This is a genomic window from Leifsonia sp., from assembly GCF_051955155.1.
In the GTDB taxonomy this organism is placed as follows: domain Bacteria; phylum Actinomycetota; class Actinomycetes; order Actinomycetales; family Microbacteriaceae; genus Leifsonia.
Map to the genome: position 1 here is coordinate 1 of NZ_JBQCGZ010000075.1, position 15,340 is coordinate 15,340.

Genomic DNA, 15,340 nt, shown 5'->3' on the forward strand with positions numbered 1-15,340 from the left:
ACCCCGGACACGGACCCGGACGCGCCGAGTCCGGCGCCGACGACGGGGTCCGGGGAGTCCTAGCGGCGAGGCGTGAGGTGGGCGTCGAGGGCAGCGGAGCGGGGCACCGTTCCGACGTTGCCCGAGGATGCCCGACCGCGCACCCCACGTCGGGTTGAGACGATTCGTAGTGGAAGCGTTTCCGCGGGAGCTGGTCGGGCATCCCAGGTGTCTTCAACGCTAGCGGCGGCCGTTCGTGTCCTCCAAGCGGGGGACGGGAAAACCGTCAACTCTTGACGGGTCGCCTTCGCGAGAGGCCGAGCGCGCGCAGGTCGCGGCGCGAGCGGAGGCCCAGTTTGGCCAGAATGTTGCGCACGTGGAAGTTGACCGTCGTCACGGAGACGTAGAGCCGCTCGGCGATCTCCTTGTTCGTCATCCCCGCGGCCAGCGCGTACGCCACCTGCCGCTCGCGGGTCGTCAGCGACGCGAGCGGGTCGTCCCTGGTCGAGCCCTCCTGCGGCTCGGTCCGGCGTCCCGCGGCGCGCACCTCGTCGAGCGCGTGCGCGGTGCGGGCGAGGTAGCCACCGGCGCCCAGCCGGCGGAAGACCTCCGCGGCCTGCTCCAGGAGGTCGTTCGCCGCGGCCGGGTCGCTCGGGGCGAGCAGCCGTCCCGCGTCCAGCGCGGCGACCGCCTGGGGGAACGGGAAGCGCCCGTCCGCCGCGGCGTCCCGGTAGGCGGCCGCGGCGTCGGCCGTGGCGCCCTCCGCCTCCCGCACCCGGCCCTCCAGCCAGCGCAGCGACCCGTAGTACGGACGCCACATGCCGGGCGCCGCGCAGCGCTCGTACGCCGCGCGGGCCTCCTCGGCGCGGCCGAGCGCGGCCAGCGCGTCCACGCGGTAGCTGAGCCAGCCGAGCGTCGACCCGCGCGTCGCTGCGGTCTCGGCGTCCTCGGTCGCGCGCAGCTGCTCCTCCGGGCGGCCCAGCGCCCTGGCCAGCTCTGCGCGCGCGATGAACGGCAGGTCGCCGTCGTAGGACCCGGTGATGCGCGGGTCCGATTTCGCGGCCGAGGCGAGCCTGGTCTCCACGGCCTCCGCCTCGCCGCGCCCGGCGCGGACCAGCGTCGACGTCCAGAGCGCGATGGGCCAGCAGGACAGGTCGGTCTCGTCCAGGGCGAGCGCGACGGCGGTGTCGGCCAGTGTGACCGACTCGTCCCACTCGCCGACCAGGAAGAGGATGTGTGCGTAGATCGTGCGCGCGAAGCCCGCCGTCCAGCTCGACGGGAACCGCCGCACCAGCTCGTTCGCGCGGGCGAGATCGGCCCGTGCCTGCTCGATGTGCCCTCCGAGCACAGACACCCGGGAGCGCGACACGAACGCGTCCACCGCCGCAGGCGACTCGTAGCCCGCCAGCAGCGCGTCGAGCTCGCGCGTGAGCGGCTCGAACAGGTCGGGCCGCCGCGAGTGCGCCGCCGAGTTCAGCGCCCAGCCGAGCAGCCGCACCAGGTGCTCCTCCGGCTCGGCGAGCCAGCGCAGCGCCGGGTCCGACACCTCCTCCGGCCGCGGGCACTCCGCGATGTGGACCCGCGCGACCTCCAGGTGGTCGAGCACCCCGGCGAAATCGCCCATCGCCATCAGCACCTTGGGCAGCGCCTCGGCGACGTGCGTGCGGATCGCGCGCTCGTCGGGCGTCGTCGCGGGGGCGGCCTCGATCGCGAGCGCGAGCTCCAGCGCGCCGGGGACGTCGCGCGAGAGCGTGCGCAGCTCCAGCAGCACCGCGTCCCTGGTCCGCGAGGGCGGCAGCGCCTCGATCGCGGGACGCAGGTCGAGCACGCGCTCGTGCTGGCGGAACCGCATCGCCAGCAGCCCCAGCTCCAGCAGCGCCCGCTCCTGCTCGCGGTCGGAGGCGAGATGCGCCGCCGAGCGGGCGTAGCTCATCGCCTGCTCCGCCTGCCCCTGGTCGGCGGCGGCCAGCGCGGCGGACAGCAGCTCGTCGACCAGCGTCGGGTCGGCGCGGTCGGCCGCCTCCACCCGGTGCCGGAGCGCCCGGTGGCCGCTCAGCACGAACGAGGCGACGCGGTGGATGTCCACCCGGCGCTCCACGGTCAGCTCGGCGGCGAGGGCGTCGGCGAGCAGGGCGTGCGCCGGCTCCACCCACAGCACGCCGTCGCGCTGGCGCGCGAGCACCAGTCCGCGCGAGGCGGCGCCCGGGGCGTCGATGGTCATCCCGAGGCCGTCGGCGATCGTGCCGACGAGCGGCAGTGGCAACGGGTCGCGGAGCACGGCGACCAGCTCGGCGGCGGTGCGCACCGACGGATCCGCTCCCTCCAGCGCCGCCGAGATCGCGGTGCCGAGGGGCTGGATCGCCGTGCCCGGCAGGTCCCAGCCTGCGGGGTGCAGCGCCTGCGCGAAACTGTCGCGCAGCTGGCCGAGCAGCACGCTCAGCAGCAGTGGAGAGCCCTGGGTCGCCTCGGTCAGGCGCGTGGCGGTCCGTCGCGAGATGGCATGCCCGAGCACGTGCATCGCGAGGTCCTGCGTGTCGGAGACGGTCAGCGGGGTCAGGTCGATGCGTGCGTGGTTGACGGTGGCGGCCGCGAGGTCGTCGAACAGGGCGGCGACGCCGTTCGGCTGCGGCCGCGTCGCCGCGGTGAACAGGAAGCCGCGATCCGAGAGCCTGCGCACCACGAAGCGCAGGGCCCTGGCGGACGGCTCGTCCACCCACTGCGCGTCGTCGATGATCAGGCAGACCGGGCCGGCGATCGCGTCGATGGCGTCCAGCAGCAGCCGGCCGACGGTGAGGGCGTCGTCGCCAGGCGCGGGCGGCCGGAGCACCTGCCCGCCGCCGAGCCCGCGGATCAGCGTCTCGACGGTCGCGTAGGCGAGGTCGGACTCGAAGGAGTCGGCGTGCGCGCACAGCACCGTCCAGCCCTCCAGGCGCTGCGCGACGTCGGCGAGCAGGGCGGTCTTGCCGAGGCCGGCCTCACCGGTGACCAGCAGGGCTCCGCCGGTCTCGAGCGCTCGGTGGGCGACCAGGAGGATCGTCTCCCTCGCCCGGTCGCGGCCGAAGAGCGGCCTGAGCGACGCCTCGTCCGGCACGTGCCAACCCCATCCCGCCCGCGCCGGTCGGGTCGTTGCGCGGACCGATTCGACACATCATCCCATACCGGGCAGACGGTCCGGCTTCCCCCGTCCTGGGGGCGACGGGCGCCCGCAGGGGCGCGTCAGATCCGCTCGCTGAGGTCCAGCCAGCGCTCCTCGAGCTTCTCCGTCTCCTGCTCCAGCTCCCGGATGGCGGCCATCTTCTCGCCGAGCCCGACGTAGTCGGACTGGTCGTGGTCCGCCAGCGCCGTCCGCCGGGCGTCGATCTGCTCGGCGAGCTTGGCGAGGCGGCGCTCGATGGCGGCGACCTCCTTCTGGGCGGCGCGCAGCTCGGCTCCCGAGAGGCCGGGGGTCTGTGCGGCGGACGCCGGTGCGCTGGTCGCGGGCCGCTCGGCCGCGCGGCGGCGCTGATCGTGCCGCAGCCGCAGGTACTCGTCCACGCCGCCCGGCAGGTGTCGCAGCCGGCCGTCGAGGATGGCGTACTGCTGGTCGGTGACGCGCTCGATGAAGTAGCGGTCGTGGGACACGACGATCAGCGTCCCCGCCCACGAGTCCAGGAGGTCCTCGATGGCCGCGAGCATGTCGGTGTCCAGGTCGTTTGTCGGCTCGTCGAGGATCAGCACGTTCGGCTGGTCGAGCAGGATGAGCAGCAGCTGCAGCCGCCGGCGCTGGCCTCCCGAGAGGTCCTTGACCGGCGTCGACAGCTGGGCGCTGGCGAAGCCCATCCGCTCCAGCAGCTGGCCGGGCGTGAGCTCCTGCGCCTTCGATCCGGAGCCGATGGTGTAGCTGGTGTTGAGCCGGGAGATGACGACGCGCACCGGGTCCTCCAGGTGCTCCTCGAGCTCGTCCATCCGCTGCGTGAGCGTGGCGACGCGCACGGTCTTGCCGCGCTTGACGCGGCCCGCGGTCGGCTCGACGGTGCCGGCGATCATGCCGAGCAGGGTGGACTTCCCCGCGCCGTTCACGCCGAGGATGCCCGTGCGCTCTCCGGGGGCGATCCGCCACTCGACCTGGTGCAGCACCTCCCGGTCGCCGTAGACGACGGAGGCGTCGAGCAGGTCGACGACGTCCTTGCCGAGCCGGGACACGGCCAGCGAGCGCAGCGAGACGCCGTCCCGGATCTCCGGCACGTCCGCGATCAGGGTGTTCGCCGCCTCGATGCGGAACTTCGGCTTCGACGTGCGCGCCGGCGCCCCGCGGCGCAGCCACGCGAGCTCCTTGCGCGCCAGGTTCTGGCGTCGCGCCTCGATCGCCGCGGCCTGCCGGTCGCGCTCGACCCGTTGCAGGATGTACGCCGCGTAGCCGCCCTCGAACGGCTCCACGATCCGGTCGTGCACCTCCCACGTGGTCGTGCAGACCTCGTCCAGGAACCAGCGGTCGTGCGTGACGACGAGCAGGCCGCCGGTGCCGGCGGACCAGCGGCGCTTGAGGTGCTCGGCCAGCCAGGAGATCGCCTCGACGTCCAGGTGGTTCGTCGGCTCGTCGAGCGCCAGCACGTCCCAGTCGCCCGCGAGCAGCCGGGCGAGAGCGACCCGGCGGCGCTGTCCGCCCGAGAGCGTTGCGAGCGTCGCCTCCCAGTCCAGGTCGCCGATCAGGCCGCCGATGACATCCCGGACCCGCGGGTCGCCCGCCCACTCGTGCTCGGCGGCGTCGCCGACGACCGCGTGGCCGACGGTGTCGTCGTCGGCGAGGGTGTCGCCCTGGTCGAGGACGCCGATGCGCACGCCGCCCCGCACGGTGACCCGGCCGGAGTCGGGGGAGAGCCGACCGGCGAGCATCCCGAGCAGGCTCGACTTGCCGTCGCCGTTGCGGCCGACGATGCCGATGCGGTCGCCGTCGTCGACGCCGAGCGAGACGGAGTCGAAGACGATGCGGGTCGGGAATTCCAGGTGCAGGGCCTCGGCCCCGAGGAGGTGTGCCATATGCCTCCAGGGTACGGGACCGCGGCTCAGGCCTCCCGCCCTGCCATCGCTTCCCGAGTTGTGCACGCGACACGCCGGGCGGAGGTGTGAAGAACTCCGGAACGGATGGCGGGGACGCGTCAGGCCTCCCGCGCGAACAGCTCCATCCGCACGTTGTAGTAGGCGTCGGTCACACCGAGGCGGTGCATCCCGATCCGCTCGCACACGCGCTGGGATGCGGTGTTCTCCGGGTAGGTCACCGCCACGACGCGGGGAAGGCCGTCGGCCAGGGCGGTCTCCAGCAGCAGGCCGGCTGCCTCGCTCGCGTAGCCGTGCCCCCAGTGGCCGGGGTGGAAGTGCCAGCCGATCTCGGTGTCGCCGGAGGGCCGAAGCGGCTCGGTCGGGCCGGAGAGGGGAATGGGCTGCAGCATCACGGCGCCGACCGGCTCGCCGGTGCCGGCGACGGTCACGACGCGGAAGCAGCGCAGGTCGTCCTCCAGCGCGCGCAGCCGGGCGACGCGGCGCTGCGCCTCCGCGGGGTCGGACATCACGGCGGGCGTGCGGCCGAGGAAGCGCGCGACCTCCCACCGCGAGTAGAGGTCGAACGCGAAGCCGGCGTCGTCGTCCCGCCACGGGCGCAGCCGCACGCGGTCGCCGTCGATGGTCTGGGGGATGCGCACCGGCTCCACATTAGACTCTGCGGACATGGGCACTCACACGGTCGTGAACCAGGCGCCCCCGCGCGTCGACCTCGACGAGTTCGCGGCGAACACGCCGCTGCGGGAGGCGGTCGGACGCCACGACGCGGAGTGGGCGCTGAGCGACCTCGGCGCTGTCGGGCGGCTGGTGGGATCCGCGGCGTTCCAGGAGGACGCGGAGCGGGCCAACGTGCGCGAGCCGCAGCTGCGCTCCTTCGACCGCTGGGGCAACCGCATCGACGAGGTCGAGTACGACGACGGCTACCACCGCATCCTCGGCGCGGCGGTCGCGGCCGGCGCGCACACCTCGGCGTGGGCGGAACCACGACCGGGCGCGAACGTGGCGCGTGCGGCGACGTTCATGCTGTTCGCGCAGGTGGAGCCGGGGCACGCCTGCCCGGTGTCGATGACGCACGCCGCGGTCGCGGCGCTGGGCGCGGCGCCGGAGCTCGCGGGGGAGTGGGTGCCGCGGCTGCTCAGCCGCTCGTACGATCCCGCGCTCGCCGCAGGTAAGGGCTCGGCGCTGTTCGGCATGGCGATGACCGAGAAGCAGGGCGGCTCCGACGTGCGCGCCAACACGACCCGCGCGCTCGCCGACGGCGACGGGCGCTGGCTGCTTACCGGGCACAAGTGGTTCTGCTCGGCGCCGATGTCGGACGCGTTCCTCGTGCTCGCCCAGACGGCGGCCGGACTCGGCTGCTTCGTCGTCCCGCGCGTGCTGGAGGACGGCGCGCGCAACCCGTTCCTCATCCAGCGGCTGAAGGACAAGCTCGGCAACCGGTCGAACGCGTCCAGCGAGGTCGAGTTCGACGGGACGGTCGGCTACCTGCTCGGCGAGGAGGGACGCGGGGTGCGCACCATCCTGGAGATGGTCAACCGCACCCGGCTCGACTGCATTCTGGGCAGCGCCGCCGGGATGCGCCAGGCCGTGGCGGAGGCGGCCTGGCACGTGCGGCACCGGGCAGCGTTCGGGCGTCGGCTGATCGAGCAGCCCGCGATGACGGCCGTGCTCGCCGACCTGGCGTTGGAGTCGGAGGCCGCGACCGCGGTCGCGCTGCGGCTCGCGCGGGCGCACGACGACGACGCACCGGCGTCCGACGTCGCGTTCCGCCGGCTGGCGACGGCGGTCACCAAGTACTGGGTGTGCAAGCGCGGGCCGGGGCACGCGTACGAGGCGCTCGAGTGCCTGGGTGGGAACGGCTACACGGAGGCGTTCCCGCTCGCCAGGCGCTACCGCGAGCAGCCGGTGATGGCGATCTGGGAGGGATCGGGGAACGTGATCGCGCTGGACGCGCTGCGGGCGATCGCCAGGGAGCCGGAGTCGGTGGCGGCGTTCGACGCGGAGCTCGCGCTCGCGCGCGGAGCGCATCCGCTCTTCGACGCGCATCACGACGCGCTTCGGTCGCGGCTCGCCGGGGCGACCGAGGAGAGCGCGCGGCCGCTCGCCGCAGCGCTCGCGACGGCGCTCCAGGCCGCGCTGCTGCTGCGGAACGCCCCCTCTGCCGTCGGCGACGCGTTCGTGGCCGCGCGCCTGGGTCCCGACCGCGGCTCCCTCTACGGCGAGCTCCCCTCCGGCCTCGACCTCGCCGCCCTCACCGCCCGCGCCTGAAGCAGTCGAGTACGCAGATTCTCTGCGTACTCGGCCGTTTCGGGCCTACTTTCTGCGTACTCGGCTGCTAGGGGAGTTCGGCGGGGGCGGGGACGGCGCCGATCGCGGCGTAGAACTGGGCCACGGCCTTGCGGTTGTAGGCGGGCCAGTCGAAGTCCGACGCGGGGACGCGCCCGGCGAGGAACGCGCGCAGGCCGTCCGCGACGCCCTCCTCGGTCTGCGGGACCACGAGGCCGCTGCCCTCCGGGAGCGCGTTCTTCGCCGAGGCGAACTCGACCGTCACGATCGGCAGGCCCAGCACCAGCGCCTCCAGGATCACCATCGGCTGGCCCTCGTAGTCGCTGGAGAGGACGAAGCAGTCCGCCTTGGCCATGATCGCGTGCGGGTTGCGCTGCATCCCGGTCAGGAACACCGACCCGGTGAGGCCCAGCGAGGCGACGAGCGCCTCGAGGTCGCCGGCGAGCGGCCCGGAGCCGACGATCAGCAGGCGCGTCTTCGGGTTCTCGGCGTGCACGGACGCGAACGCCCGGATCAGCCGCGTCTGGTTCTTCTCGGGCGAGAGCCGGCCGACGTTCACGAAGGTCGTCACGTCGTCGTCCGGTGCGAGCAGCAGCTCGGCCCAGTCCGGGATGCTGCCGGTCTCCTCGTCGAAGCTCAGCTCGTGCAGGTCCTCGCGCGCGCTCTCCAGGATGTGCTCGCCGTCCACCGTGTTCAGCGCCGAACGGAACTTCTCCGCCGGCGCGTACTCGGCGAGCGAGGCGCGGTTGACCTCGGACAGCGTCGGCGACACCGACACCAGGTGGTCGTACTCCGCGTACAGCGTGAAGAGCTGGGTGAGGCTGTGCAGCATCCGCTTCTCGCCGTTGACCTCGCGGTGGGCGTCCGCCGCCAGGTCGTTGTGCATCCAGATGGCGCGCTGGGCGTCGGGGGAGTGCAGTAGCAGGATCGCCCAGAACGGGCCGTAGCCGGAGAAGTCGACGACGTAGTCGAAGCGGCTGTCGCCGAAGCAGCGGTACCACTCGTCGTCCCACAGTGCGTTCTGCGCCGGGTCGTCCGCGTGCCGCGCGGTGCGGCCTCGGCGGAAGTCGAGGTGCCGGGCGAGGTGCCGCAGCTTGGCGCCGTTCATGCCGCCGACGCGCGGGAACTGGCGGACGGCGGGATGGATCTGGCGCTGCTTGGCGATCGCGGCGCCCGAGCGGCTCTGCGCGAAGAACGCGGAGACGTCGTAGCGGTCGTGGTCGAGGTTGTTGAGCAGGTTCAGCGCGGATGTGGTGATGCCGTTCGGGCGCATCCCGCCCAGGTACAGCAGGATCTTCTCGCGGCCGTCGTCGGCGAGGTCGGTGCGCAGCCGGTAGCCGTCCCGCTTGCCGCGGAAGACGATGTCGGCGATCCGGGCGGAGGCGTGGCCGTCCTCGTGCGGCGTGAACCGGGCGCGCATGGCGGCGTAGCGCTCGCGCGCCTCCTCCGGGACGGCGTCGCCGTCGGCGGCGATGGCGGCGACCGCGTCGCCGAGCTCGCGCGCGGAGGAGAGCACGGGGCCCGGCCACTCGTCGGGCTCGAAGTAGAGGCCGCGGGTGCCGGCGTAGTCGGCGAGGTCCGGGGTGAAGAACAGGATCGGGCGCCCGGTCTGCAGGAAGTCGAAGAAGATGCTCGAGTAGTCCGAGACCAGGATGTCCGTGACGCCGAGCACCTGGTTGGTCGGGATCTCGTTGGGCACGAGCATCCGCTTCAGCTCCGGGCGGTCGGCCGCCATCGCGTGCACGGTCTGGTGGGTCTTCAGCAGCACCGCGTACCGGCTCGTGTCGATGCGCTCCTCCACCTGGGCGATGTGCGCGAGCAGCGCATCCAGGTCGTCCTCCGGCCGGCCGAAGGTCTGCCCCTTCCAGGTGGGCGCGTAGAGCACGATCTTGCGGTCGCCGAGCGGGATGCCCGCCTCGGTCAGCTGCGCGCGCACCTCGGCGCGGCCCGCGTCGTCCAGGAACTGCCGGTCGATGCGCGGGTAGCCCTCCTCGACGAGCGCGCCGCGGTAGATGCCGGTCAGCTTGTAGCCGGTCTGGTACATCTGCTCGGCCATGAACGGGTTCGCGGCCAGCAGGTAGTCGGCCTGGACGAAGTTGCGGACGATGTTCGCCGTGCCGAGCGCGCCGTCCTCGATGTCGTAGCCCATCCGCTTGAGCGGGGTGCCGTGCCAGGTGTTCAGGTACACCTGGCCGGGACGCTTCGAGAAATCGAACGGGAAGGTGGCGTTGTTGACCAGGTACTGGCTGGTGGCGAGCGCGCGGTAGTAGGCGGCGGAGCCGTAGCGCACGAAGCTGACGCGCGGGTCGTCGGCGAACTCCTCGACCGCCGCACGGTAGGTGTGCAGGTCGGAGAGCGCCCAGATGTGCGTGAGGTGGGCGAGATCGGGCGCGGCGAGCAGCTCGCGGAAGAGCGCCTCCGGGTTGTCCAGCATCCCGTTGCCGGAGAAGGACTCGTAGAAGACGGACCCGAGGACGATCGGCTGCCGGCGCCAGTGCGCGTGGATCTCGAAGCGGGCAGCGCGCTTGACGCGAGACGGCAGTCGTTTCAGTCGGGAGAGTTTCATCGCCTGCGAGTTTATGAGAGGCCGATAACGGTCTCCTGGGAGTGCGGCAGGCGTGCGCTGGGCACGCTCAGGCGCCGGCGTCGAAGCCGAGGCTGAGCTTGCGCAGCAGCCCGGCCAGCCGCTCCTGCTCGACCGCGGACAGGCCGTCCAGCAGGTCGGCCTCGGCATCCACCAGGCGCGTGATCGCGGCGTCGACGCGGGCGAGTCCCTGCGCGGTCATCTGCACGAGGATGCCGCGGCCGTCGTTGGGGTCGGTGCGGCGCTCGACGAGGCCGCGCGAGACCAGGCGGTCGATGCGGTTGGTCATGGTGCCGGAGGAGACGAGGGTCTGCTGCAGCAGCGCCTTCGGGCTCAGTTGGTAGGGCGAGCCGGCGCGGCGGAGCGCGGACAGCACGTCGAACTCCCACGAGTCCAGGTCCGAGCGGTCGAACGCGCTGCGCCTGGCCCGGTCCAGGTGCCGGGAGAGCCGGTCGACGCGCGAGAGCACCTGCAGCGGGGAGAAGTCGAGGTCGGGACGCTCGCGCAGCCACGCGCCGACGATGCGGTCCACCTCGTCCCGGGCAGCGGCCGCCCGCGGGCTGCCATCACGCGCGTCCACCATCCCTCCATCCTATTGCCCGGGGTTCCCGGCTCGTCGAGTGGTGACATGATGTCGCCGCTCCGCCGGGATTTCCTCAGGTTCTCACCCGTGGACGCCCAGAGCGGGGCGGCAGGCCGGCGCGGGGGCGGTCTGGCAGACTGGTGGGTGCGCGTTGCGCGGTCCGCCTTGGTGTAATGGCAGCACGACAGCCTTTGGAGCTGTGAGGTCTAGGTTCGAGTCCTGGAGGCGGAGCCGAGCCCAACGAAGTCCCCGACCCGTCACGGAGAATCATGACCGACCAGAACCTCGCCATCGTCGTCCTCGCGGCAGGGCAGGGCACCCGGATGAAGTCCGCGACGCCCAAGCTCCTGCACCCGCTGGGCGGCATCCCGATCGTCGCGCACGTGCTGGAGACCGCCCAGGCGCTCGACGCCGGGCACGTCGTCGCCGTTGTGCGCCACGAGCGCGACCGGCTCGCCGAGGTGATCGAGGCGGAGCTGCCGGAGGCGGCCATCGTCGATCAGGACGAGATCCCCGGCACAGGGCGCGCCGTCGAGCAGGCGCTCGCCGCCCTGCCGGACGACTTCGCCGGCGACGTGCTCGTCGTCAACGGGGACGTGCCGCTGCTGGACGCCGGGACGCTGCGCGGCCTCATCGCCTCGCACCGCGCGGGCGGCGCCGCGGCGACCATCCTCTCCTCCTTCCCCGCGGACGCCACCGGCTACGGCCGCATCGTCCGCACCCCCGAGGGCCACCTCGACCGGATCGTGGAGCACAAGGACGCGACCGAGACGGAGCGCGCCATCGGCGAGATCAACGCCGGCATCTACGTGTTCGGCGCCGCTGCGCTCCGCGACACGCTCGCCGCCGTGACCACGGACAACGCGCAGGGCGAGAAGTACCTGACCGACGTGATCGGCCTGCTGCGCGAGGCCGGCTTCGACGTGGACGCTCTCCCGGTCTCCGAGTCCTGGCTGGTCGAGGGCATCAACGACCGCGCCCAGCTGAGCGAGGCGGCGGCGAAGCTGAACGCGCTTATCGTGCGCACCTGGCAGCTCGCCGGCGTGACCGTGCAGGACCCGGCGACGACCTGGATCGACGTGAAGGTGAAGCTCGCGCCGGACACGACCATCCTGCCCGGCACCCAGCTGCGCGGCGCGACCGTCGTCGAGACCGGCGCCGTGATCGGCCCGGACACCACGCTGCTGGACTGCGAGATCGGCGAGGGTGCGACGGTCAAGCGCACCGACGCGACGCTCGCGGTGATCGGCGCCGGCTCCACGGTCGGGCCGTTCGCGTACCTCCGGCCGGGGACGGTGCTCGGCGCCTCCGGCAAGATCGGCACCTTCGTCGAGACCAAGAACGCGGTCATCGGCGACGGCACCAAGCTCGCGCACTTCAACTACGTCGGGGACGCGACGGTCGGCGAGAAGTCGAACCTCGGCGCCGGCGTCATCACCGCCAACTACGACGGCGTGAACAAGCACCGCACCGAGATCGGCTCGCACGTGCGGGCGAGCACGAACACGGTGTTCGTCGCGCCCGTTAGGATGGGTGACGGAGCGTACACCGGGGCCGGAACCGTCGTCCGCAAGGACGTGCCGGCGGGTTCCCTCGCCATCACCGTCGCCCCACAACGGAACATCGAAGGCTGGGTCGCGCAGAAGCGGCCGGGCACGGACGCCGCCAGAGCTGCGGAAGGCAGTGCCGGCCAACAGAGTGGAGAGTAAGTGTCAGGGATCACCGCCACCGGCCAGAAACGACTTGTTCTGATCTCGGGGCGTGCGCATCCCGAGCTCGCCCAGCAGATCGCCGAGTGCCTCGGCAGCGAGCTGGTCCCCACCGACGCCCGCACCTTCGCCAACGGCGAGATCTACGCGCGGTTCGACGAGAGCGTGCGCGGCTCCGACGCGTTCGTGATCCAGTCGCACACCTCGCCGATCAACGAGTGGCTCATGGAGCAGCTCATCATGGTGGATGCGCTCAAGCGCGCGTCCGCCAAGCGGATCACCGTCGTCGCGCCGTTCTACCCGTACGCGCGCCAGGACAAGAAGGGCCGCGGCCGCGAGCCGATCTCCGCCCGCCTCGTCGCCGACCTGTTCAAGGCCGCCGGCGCCGACCGCATCATGTCGGTCGACCTGCACGCCGCGCAGATCCAGGGCTTCTTCGACGGTCCCGTCGACCACCTCTTCGCCATGCCGGTGCTGCTCGAGCACATGCGCCGCGAGCTCGACCCCAAGACGCTGACCGTAGTGTCCCCGGACATGGGCCGCGTCCGCGTCGCCGACATCTGGAGCGACAAGCTGGATGCGCCGCTCGCGATCATCCACAAGCGCCGCGACCCGCTGGTCCCGAACCAGGTCTCCGTGCACGAGATCGTCGGCGATGTGAAGGGCCGCGTCTGCCTGCTCGTGGACGACCTGATCGACACCGGCCGCACCATCGTCAAGGCCGCGGAGGCGCTGAAGGCCAACGGCGCGACCGGCGTCGTCGTCGCCGCGACCCACGCGGTGTTCAGCGACCCGGCGGTCGAGCTGCTGCAGTCCGATGTGATCGACTCGGTCGTCGTCACGGACACGCTGCCGCTGCCGGAGCACAAGCGCTGGGACAAGCTGACCGTGCTGCCGATCGCACCGCTGCTCGCGGACGCGATCGAGCAGGTCTTCACGGACGGCTCCGTCACCTCGATGTTCGACGGCGCCGCGTGACCTGCGCCCCGTCGGCGCTCAGCGGAGCGCGTGCGGGGCGGAGGGGATGAGGCCGAGCGGCGCGACGAAGGTCGTGTCGCCCTCGGTGTTCAGCGCGTAGCACTGCCAGCCGGGGCCGGCGGGTGCGAACAGCTCGAAGCGCGCGGACGAGCCGACGGAGTCCGGCTCGTAGTGCCGTGCGTAGACGTCGCAGGTGTAGCCGGCCGTCTCCGTCTGGATGCTGATCGTCAGCAGGATCCCGGGCAGCAGCAGCGCGCCGAGGGCGACGATCACGAACACGCGGGTGGCGATCGTGCGGCGCCGGCCGCGCAGCGGACGCTCGTGCGGGTCGTACTCCGCCAGCTCCGGATGCTCCTCGAACGTCACGCCTTCGAGTGTGAGCGCCGCCCGGTGCGATTGCAAGCGAGCGTCACACGGGGGAGAGCGGCCGGGCCCCAGGCTACGCTGGACCCAAACACGCTCAACGAAGGAGTCCTCCGTGCCCGAGAACCACGCAACGGCCAACATCGGAGTCGTCGGTCTGGCTGTGATGGGGTCGAATCTGGCCCGCAACCTCGCCTCGCGCGAGGGCAACACGGTCGCCGTCTACAACCGCACGTACGCGCGCACCGAGGAGCTCATCACCGAGCATCCGGAGGCCGGGTTCGTGGCCTCGGAGTCGATCGACGACTTCGTCGCGTCGCTCGCGAAGCCGCGCACGGCGATCATCATGGTCCAGGCCGGGAAGGGCACGGACGCGGTGATCGATCAGCTGGTGGAGCGGTTCGAGCCGGGAGACATCATCGTGGATGGCGGCAACGCGAACTTCCTGGACACCATCGAGCGCGAGAAGCGGGTGGCGGCAACGGGCATCCACTTCGTCGGCACCGGGATCTCCGGCGGTGAGGAGGGCGCGCTGAAGGGCCCGTCGATCATGCCGGGCGGGTCGGAGGAGTCGTACAAGACGCTCGGCCCGATCCTCGCCTCGATCGCGGCGGTGGCCGAGGGCGAGCCGTGTGTGACGCACGTCGGAACCGACGGTGCCGGCCACTTCGTTAAGATGATCCACAACGGCATCGAGTACGCCGACATGCAGCTGATCGCCGAGGCCTACGACCTGCTCCGCACCGTCGGGGGCCTGGAGCCGGCGCAGATCGCGGACGTGTTCTCCGAGTGGAACAACGGCTACCTGGAGTCCTACCTGATCGAGATCACCGCCGAGGTGCTGCGCCAGGTGGACGCGGAGACGGGCAAGCCGTTCGTGGACATCGTCCTGGACCAGGCCGGGTCGAAGGGCACCGGCGTCTGGACGGTGCAGAACGCGCTCGACCTGGGCATCCCGGTCGGCGGCATCGCGGAGGCGGTGTTCGCCCGCGCCGTGTCCTCGAAGCCGGCGCAGCGCGCGGCGGTGCAGGCGACCATCCAGTCGCGGCCGGAGGTGCAGAAGGCGTCCGACGTGGAGGCGTTCGCCGACGACGTGTCCAAGGCGCTGTACGCGTCGAAGGTCGTCGCGTATGCGCAGGGCTTCGATGCGATCATCGCCGGTGCCGAGAAGTACGGCTGGAACATCAACAAGGACAAGATCGCGAAGATCTGGCGCGGCGGCTGCATCATCCGCGCGCAGTTCCTGAACCGGATCGCGGACGCGTACGACGAGAACCCGGACATCGCGACCCTGCTGGAGGCGCCGTACTTCGCCGACGCCGTCCGCGAGGGCGAGGCCGCCTGGCGCCGCGTGGTGGCGACCGCCGCGCTCTCCGGCGTCCCGATTCCGGGCTTCGGCGCGGCGCTGTCGTACTACGACTCGCTCGCCCAGCACCGCCTCCCGGCCGCGCTCGTGCAGGGCCAGCGCGACTTCTTCGGCGCGCACACCTACAAGCGCATCGACAAGGACGGCACCTTCCACACCCTCTGGTCCGGCGACCGCACCGAGATCGAAGCTTCATGACCGCCTCCACACGACCTGTCGCGCTCGTCACCGGAGCGACCGGCGGCATCGGCGGCGCCATCGTGCGCGCCCTCGTCACCGATCACACGGTCGTCGCCCTGGGCCGGAGCCTCACGGCGCTGCAGAAACTTGGGGAGATTCCGGAGGTGCGCCCGATCGCCTGCGACCTCCTCGACCTCGACTCGCTCGCGACGCTCGTCCGCTCACTCGACCGGCTGGACGTGCTCGTCCATTCCGCGGCCGTCAGCAACCGGTTCACG

11 protein-coding genes and 1 tRNA gene are annotated in these 15,340 nt (G+C 72.1%); 6 read left to right on the plus strand and 6 right to left on the minus strand.

Features of this window, described 5'->3' with window-relative positions; translation table 11 throughout:
* Window positions 1–265: 265 nt before the first annotated feature.
* From ACTHMF_RS07280 to ACTHMF_RS07290, 3 genes are all read right to left on the minus strand, one after another.
* The gene (locus ACTHMF_RS07280; RefSeq protein ID WP_440316893.1) at window positions 266–3,070 is read right to left on the minus strand and encodes a LuxR C-terminal-related transcriptional regulator; all 2,805 of its coding nucleotides are present in this window, start codon (window positions 3,068–3,070) and stop codon (window positions 266–268) included.
* A 125-nt stretch (window positions 3,071–3,195) separates the two neighbouring features.
* Window positions 3,196–4,995: an ABC-F family ATP-binding cassette domain-containing protein gene (locus ACTHMF_RS07285; RefSeq protein WP_440316894.1), complete on the minus strand. Its 1,800-nt coding sequence runs from the start codon at window positions 4,993–4,995 to the stop codon at window positions 3,196–3,198.
* 119 nt (window positions 4,996–5,114) lie between these two features.
* Window positions 5,115–5,681, minus strand: a complete 567-nt coding sequence (locus ACTHMF_RS07290; protein ID WP_440316895.1) for a GNAT family N-acetyltransferase — start codon at window positions 5,679–5,681, stop codon at window positions 5,115–5,117.
* Here ACTHMF_RS07290 and ACTHMF_RS07295 point away from each other — a divergent pair.
* A complete protein-coding gene (locus ACTHMF_RS07295) occupies window positions 5,680–7,281 on the plus strand; it encodes an acyl-CoA dehydrogenase family protein (RefSeq protein WP_440316896.1) in 1,602 nt (533 codons plus the stop codon). The two genes, ACTHMF_RS07290 and ACTHMF_RS07295, sit on opposite strands and share 2 nt — an antisense overlap.
* Before the next feature lie 67 nt (window positions 7,282–7,348).
* Here ACTHMF_RS07295 and ACTHMF_RS07300 read toward each other — a convergent pair whose 3' ends face one another.
* Together ACTHMF_RS07300 and ACTHMF_RS07305 are read right to left on the minus strand one after the other, a co-directional pair.
* Complete coding sequence (locus tag ACTHMF_RS07300) at window positions 7,349–9,865, minus strand: CDP-glycerol glycerophosphotransferase family protein (RefSeq protein ID WP_440316897.1); 2,517 nt, start codon at window positions 9,863–9,865, stop codon at window positions 7,349–7,351.
* A 67-nt stretch (window positions 9,866–9,932) separates the two neighbouring features.
* The gene (locus ACTHMF_RS07305; protein ID WP_314148962.1) at window positions 9,933–10,466 is read right to left on the minus strand and encodes a MarR family winged helix-turn-helix transcriptional regulator; all 534 of its coding nucleotides are present in this window, start codon (window positions 10,464–10,466) and stop codon (window positions 9,933–9,935) included.
* Window positions 10,467–10,625: 159 nt separating this feature from the next.
* On the opposite strand from ACTHMF_RS07305, the gene ACTHMF_RS07310 reads away from it, so the two are divergent.
* From ACTHMF_RS07310 to ACTHMF_RS07320, 3 genes are all read left to right on the plus strand, one after another.
* Window positions 10,626–10,697, plus strand: a tRNA-Gln gene (locus tag ACTHMF_RS07310).
* 38 nt (window positions 10,698–10,735) lie between these two features.
* On the plus strand, window positions 10,736–12,175 hold the full coding sequence (gene glmU / locus ACTHMF_RS07315; RefSeq protein ID WP_440316898.1) for a bifunctional UDP-N-acetylglucosamine diphosphorylase/glucosamine-1-phosphate N-acetyltransferase GlmU: 1,440 nt from the start codon (window positions 10,736–10,738) through the stop codon (window positions 12,173–12,175).
* Window positions 12,176–13,153 (plus strand): ribose-phosphate diphosphokinase, encoded by a 978-nt coding sequence (locus ACTHMF_RS07320; protein WP_314148964.1) that lies wholly within the window; start codon window positions 12,176–12,178, stop codon window positions 13,151–13,153.
* 18 nt (window positions 13,154–13,171) lie between these two features.
* On the opposite strand, the gene ACTHMF_RS07325 is transcribed toward ACTHMF_RS07320, so the two are convergent.
* Window positions 13,172–13,519: a hypothetical protein gene (locus tag ACTHMF_RS07325; protein ID WP_440316899.1), complete on the minus strand. Its 348-nt coding sequence runs from the start codon at window positions 13,517–13,519 to the stop codon at window positions 13,172–13,174.
* A gap of 112 nt (window positions 13,520–13,631) precedes the next feature.
* Here ACTHMF_RS07325 and gndA point away from each other — a divergent pair, with 112 nt between their 5' ends.
* Complete coding sequence (gene gndA / locus ACTHMF_RS07330; protein WP_440316900.1) at window positions 13,632–15,080, plus strand: NADP-dependent phosphogluconate dehydrogenase; 1,449 nt, start codon at window positions 13,632–13,634, stop codon at window positions 15,078–15,080.
* Window positions 15,077–15,340 (plus strand): SDR family NAD(P)-dependent oxidoreductase (locus ACTHMF_RS07335; RefSeq protein WP_440316901.1); only part of this gene is annotated, 264 nt, incomplete at its 3' end. The genes gndA and ACTHMF_RS07335, both read left to right, overlap by 4 nt.

Excerpts from the sequence above, each read along its gene's own strand:
- ACTHMF_RS07285 (WP_440316894.1), bottom strand. The coding sequence starts at position 4,995 with ATGGCACACCTCCTCGGGGCCGAGGCCCTGCACCTGGAATTCCCGACC.
- ACTHMF_RS07295 (WP_440316896.1), top strand. The coding sequence starts at position 5,680 with ATGGGCACTCACACGGTCGTGAACCAGGCGCCCCCGCGCGTCGACCTC.
- ACTHMF_RS07290 (WP_440316895.1), bottom strand. The coding sequence starts at position 5,681 with ATGTCCGCAGAGTCTAATGTGGAGCCGGTGCGCATCCCCCAGACCATC.
- ACTHMF_RS07300 (WP_440316897.1), bottom strand. The coding sequence starts at position 9,865 with ATGAAACTCTCCCGACTGAAACGACTGCCGTCTCGCGTCAAGCGCGCT.
- ACTHMF_RS07305 (WP_314148962.1), bottom strand. The coding sequence starts at position 10,466 with ATGGTGGACGCGCGTGATGGCAGCCCGCGGGCGGCCGCTGCCCGGGAC.
- glmU (WP_440316898.1), top strand. The coding sequence starts at position 10,736 with ATGACCGACCAGAACCTCGCCATCGTCGTCCTCGCGGCAGGGCAGGGC.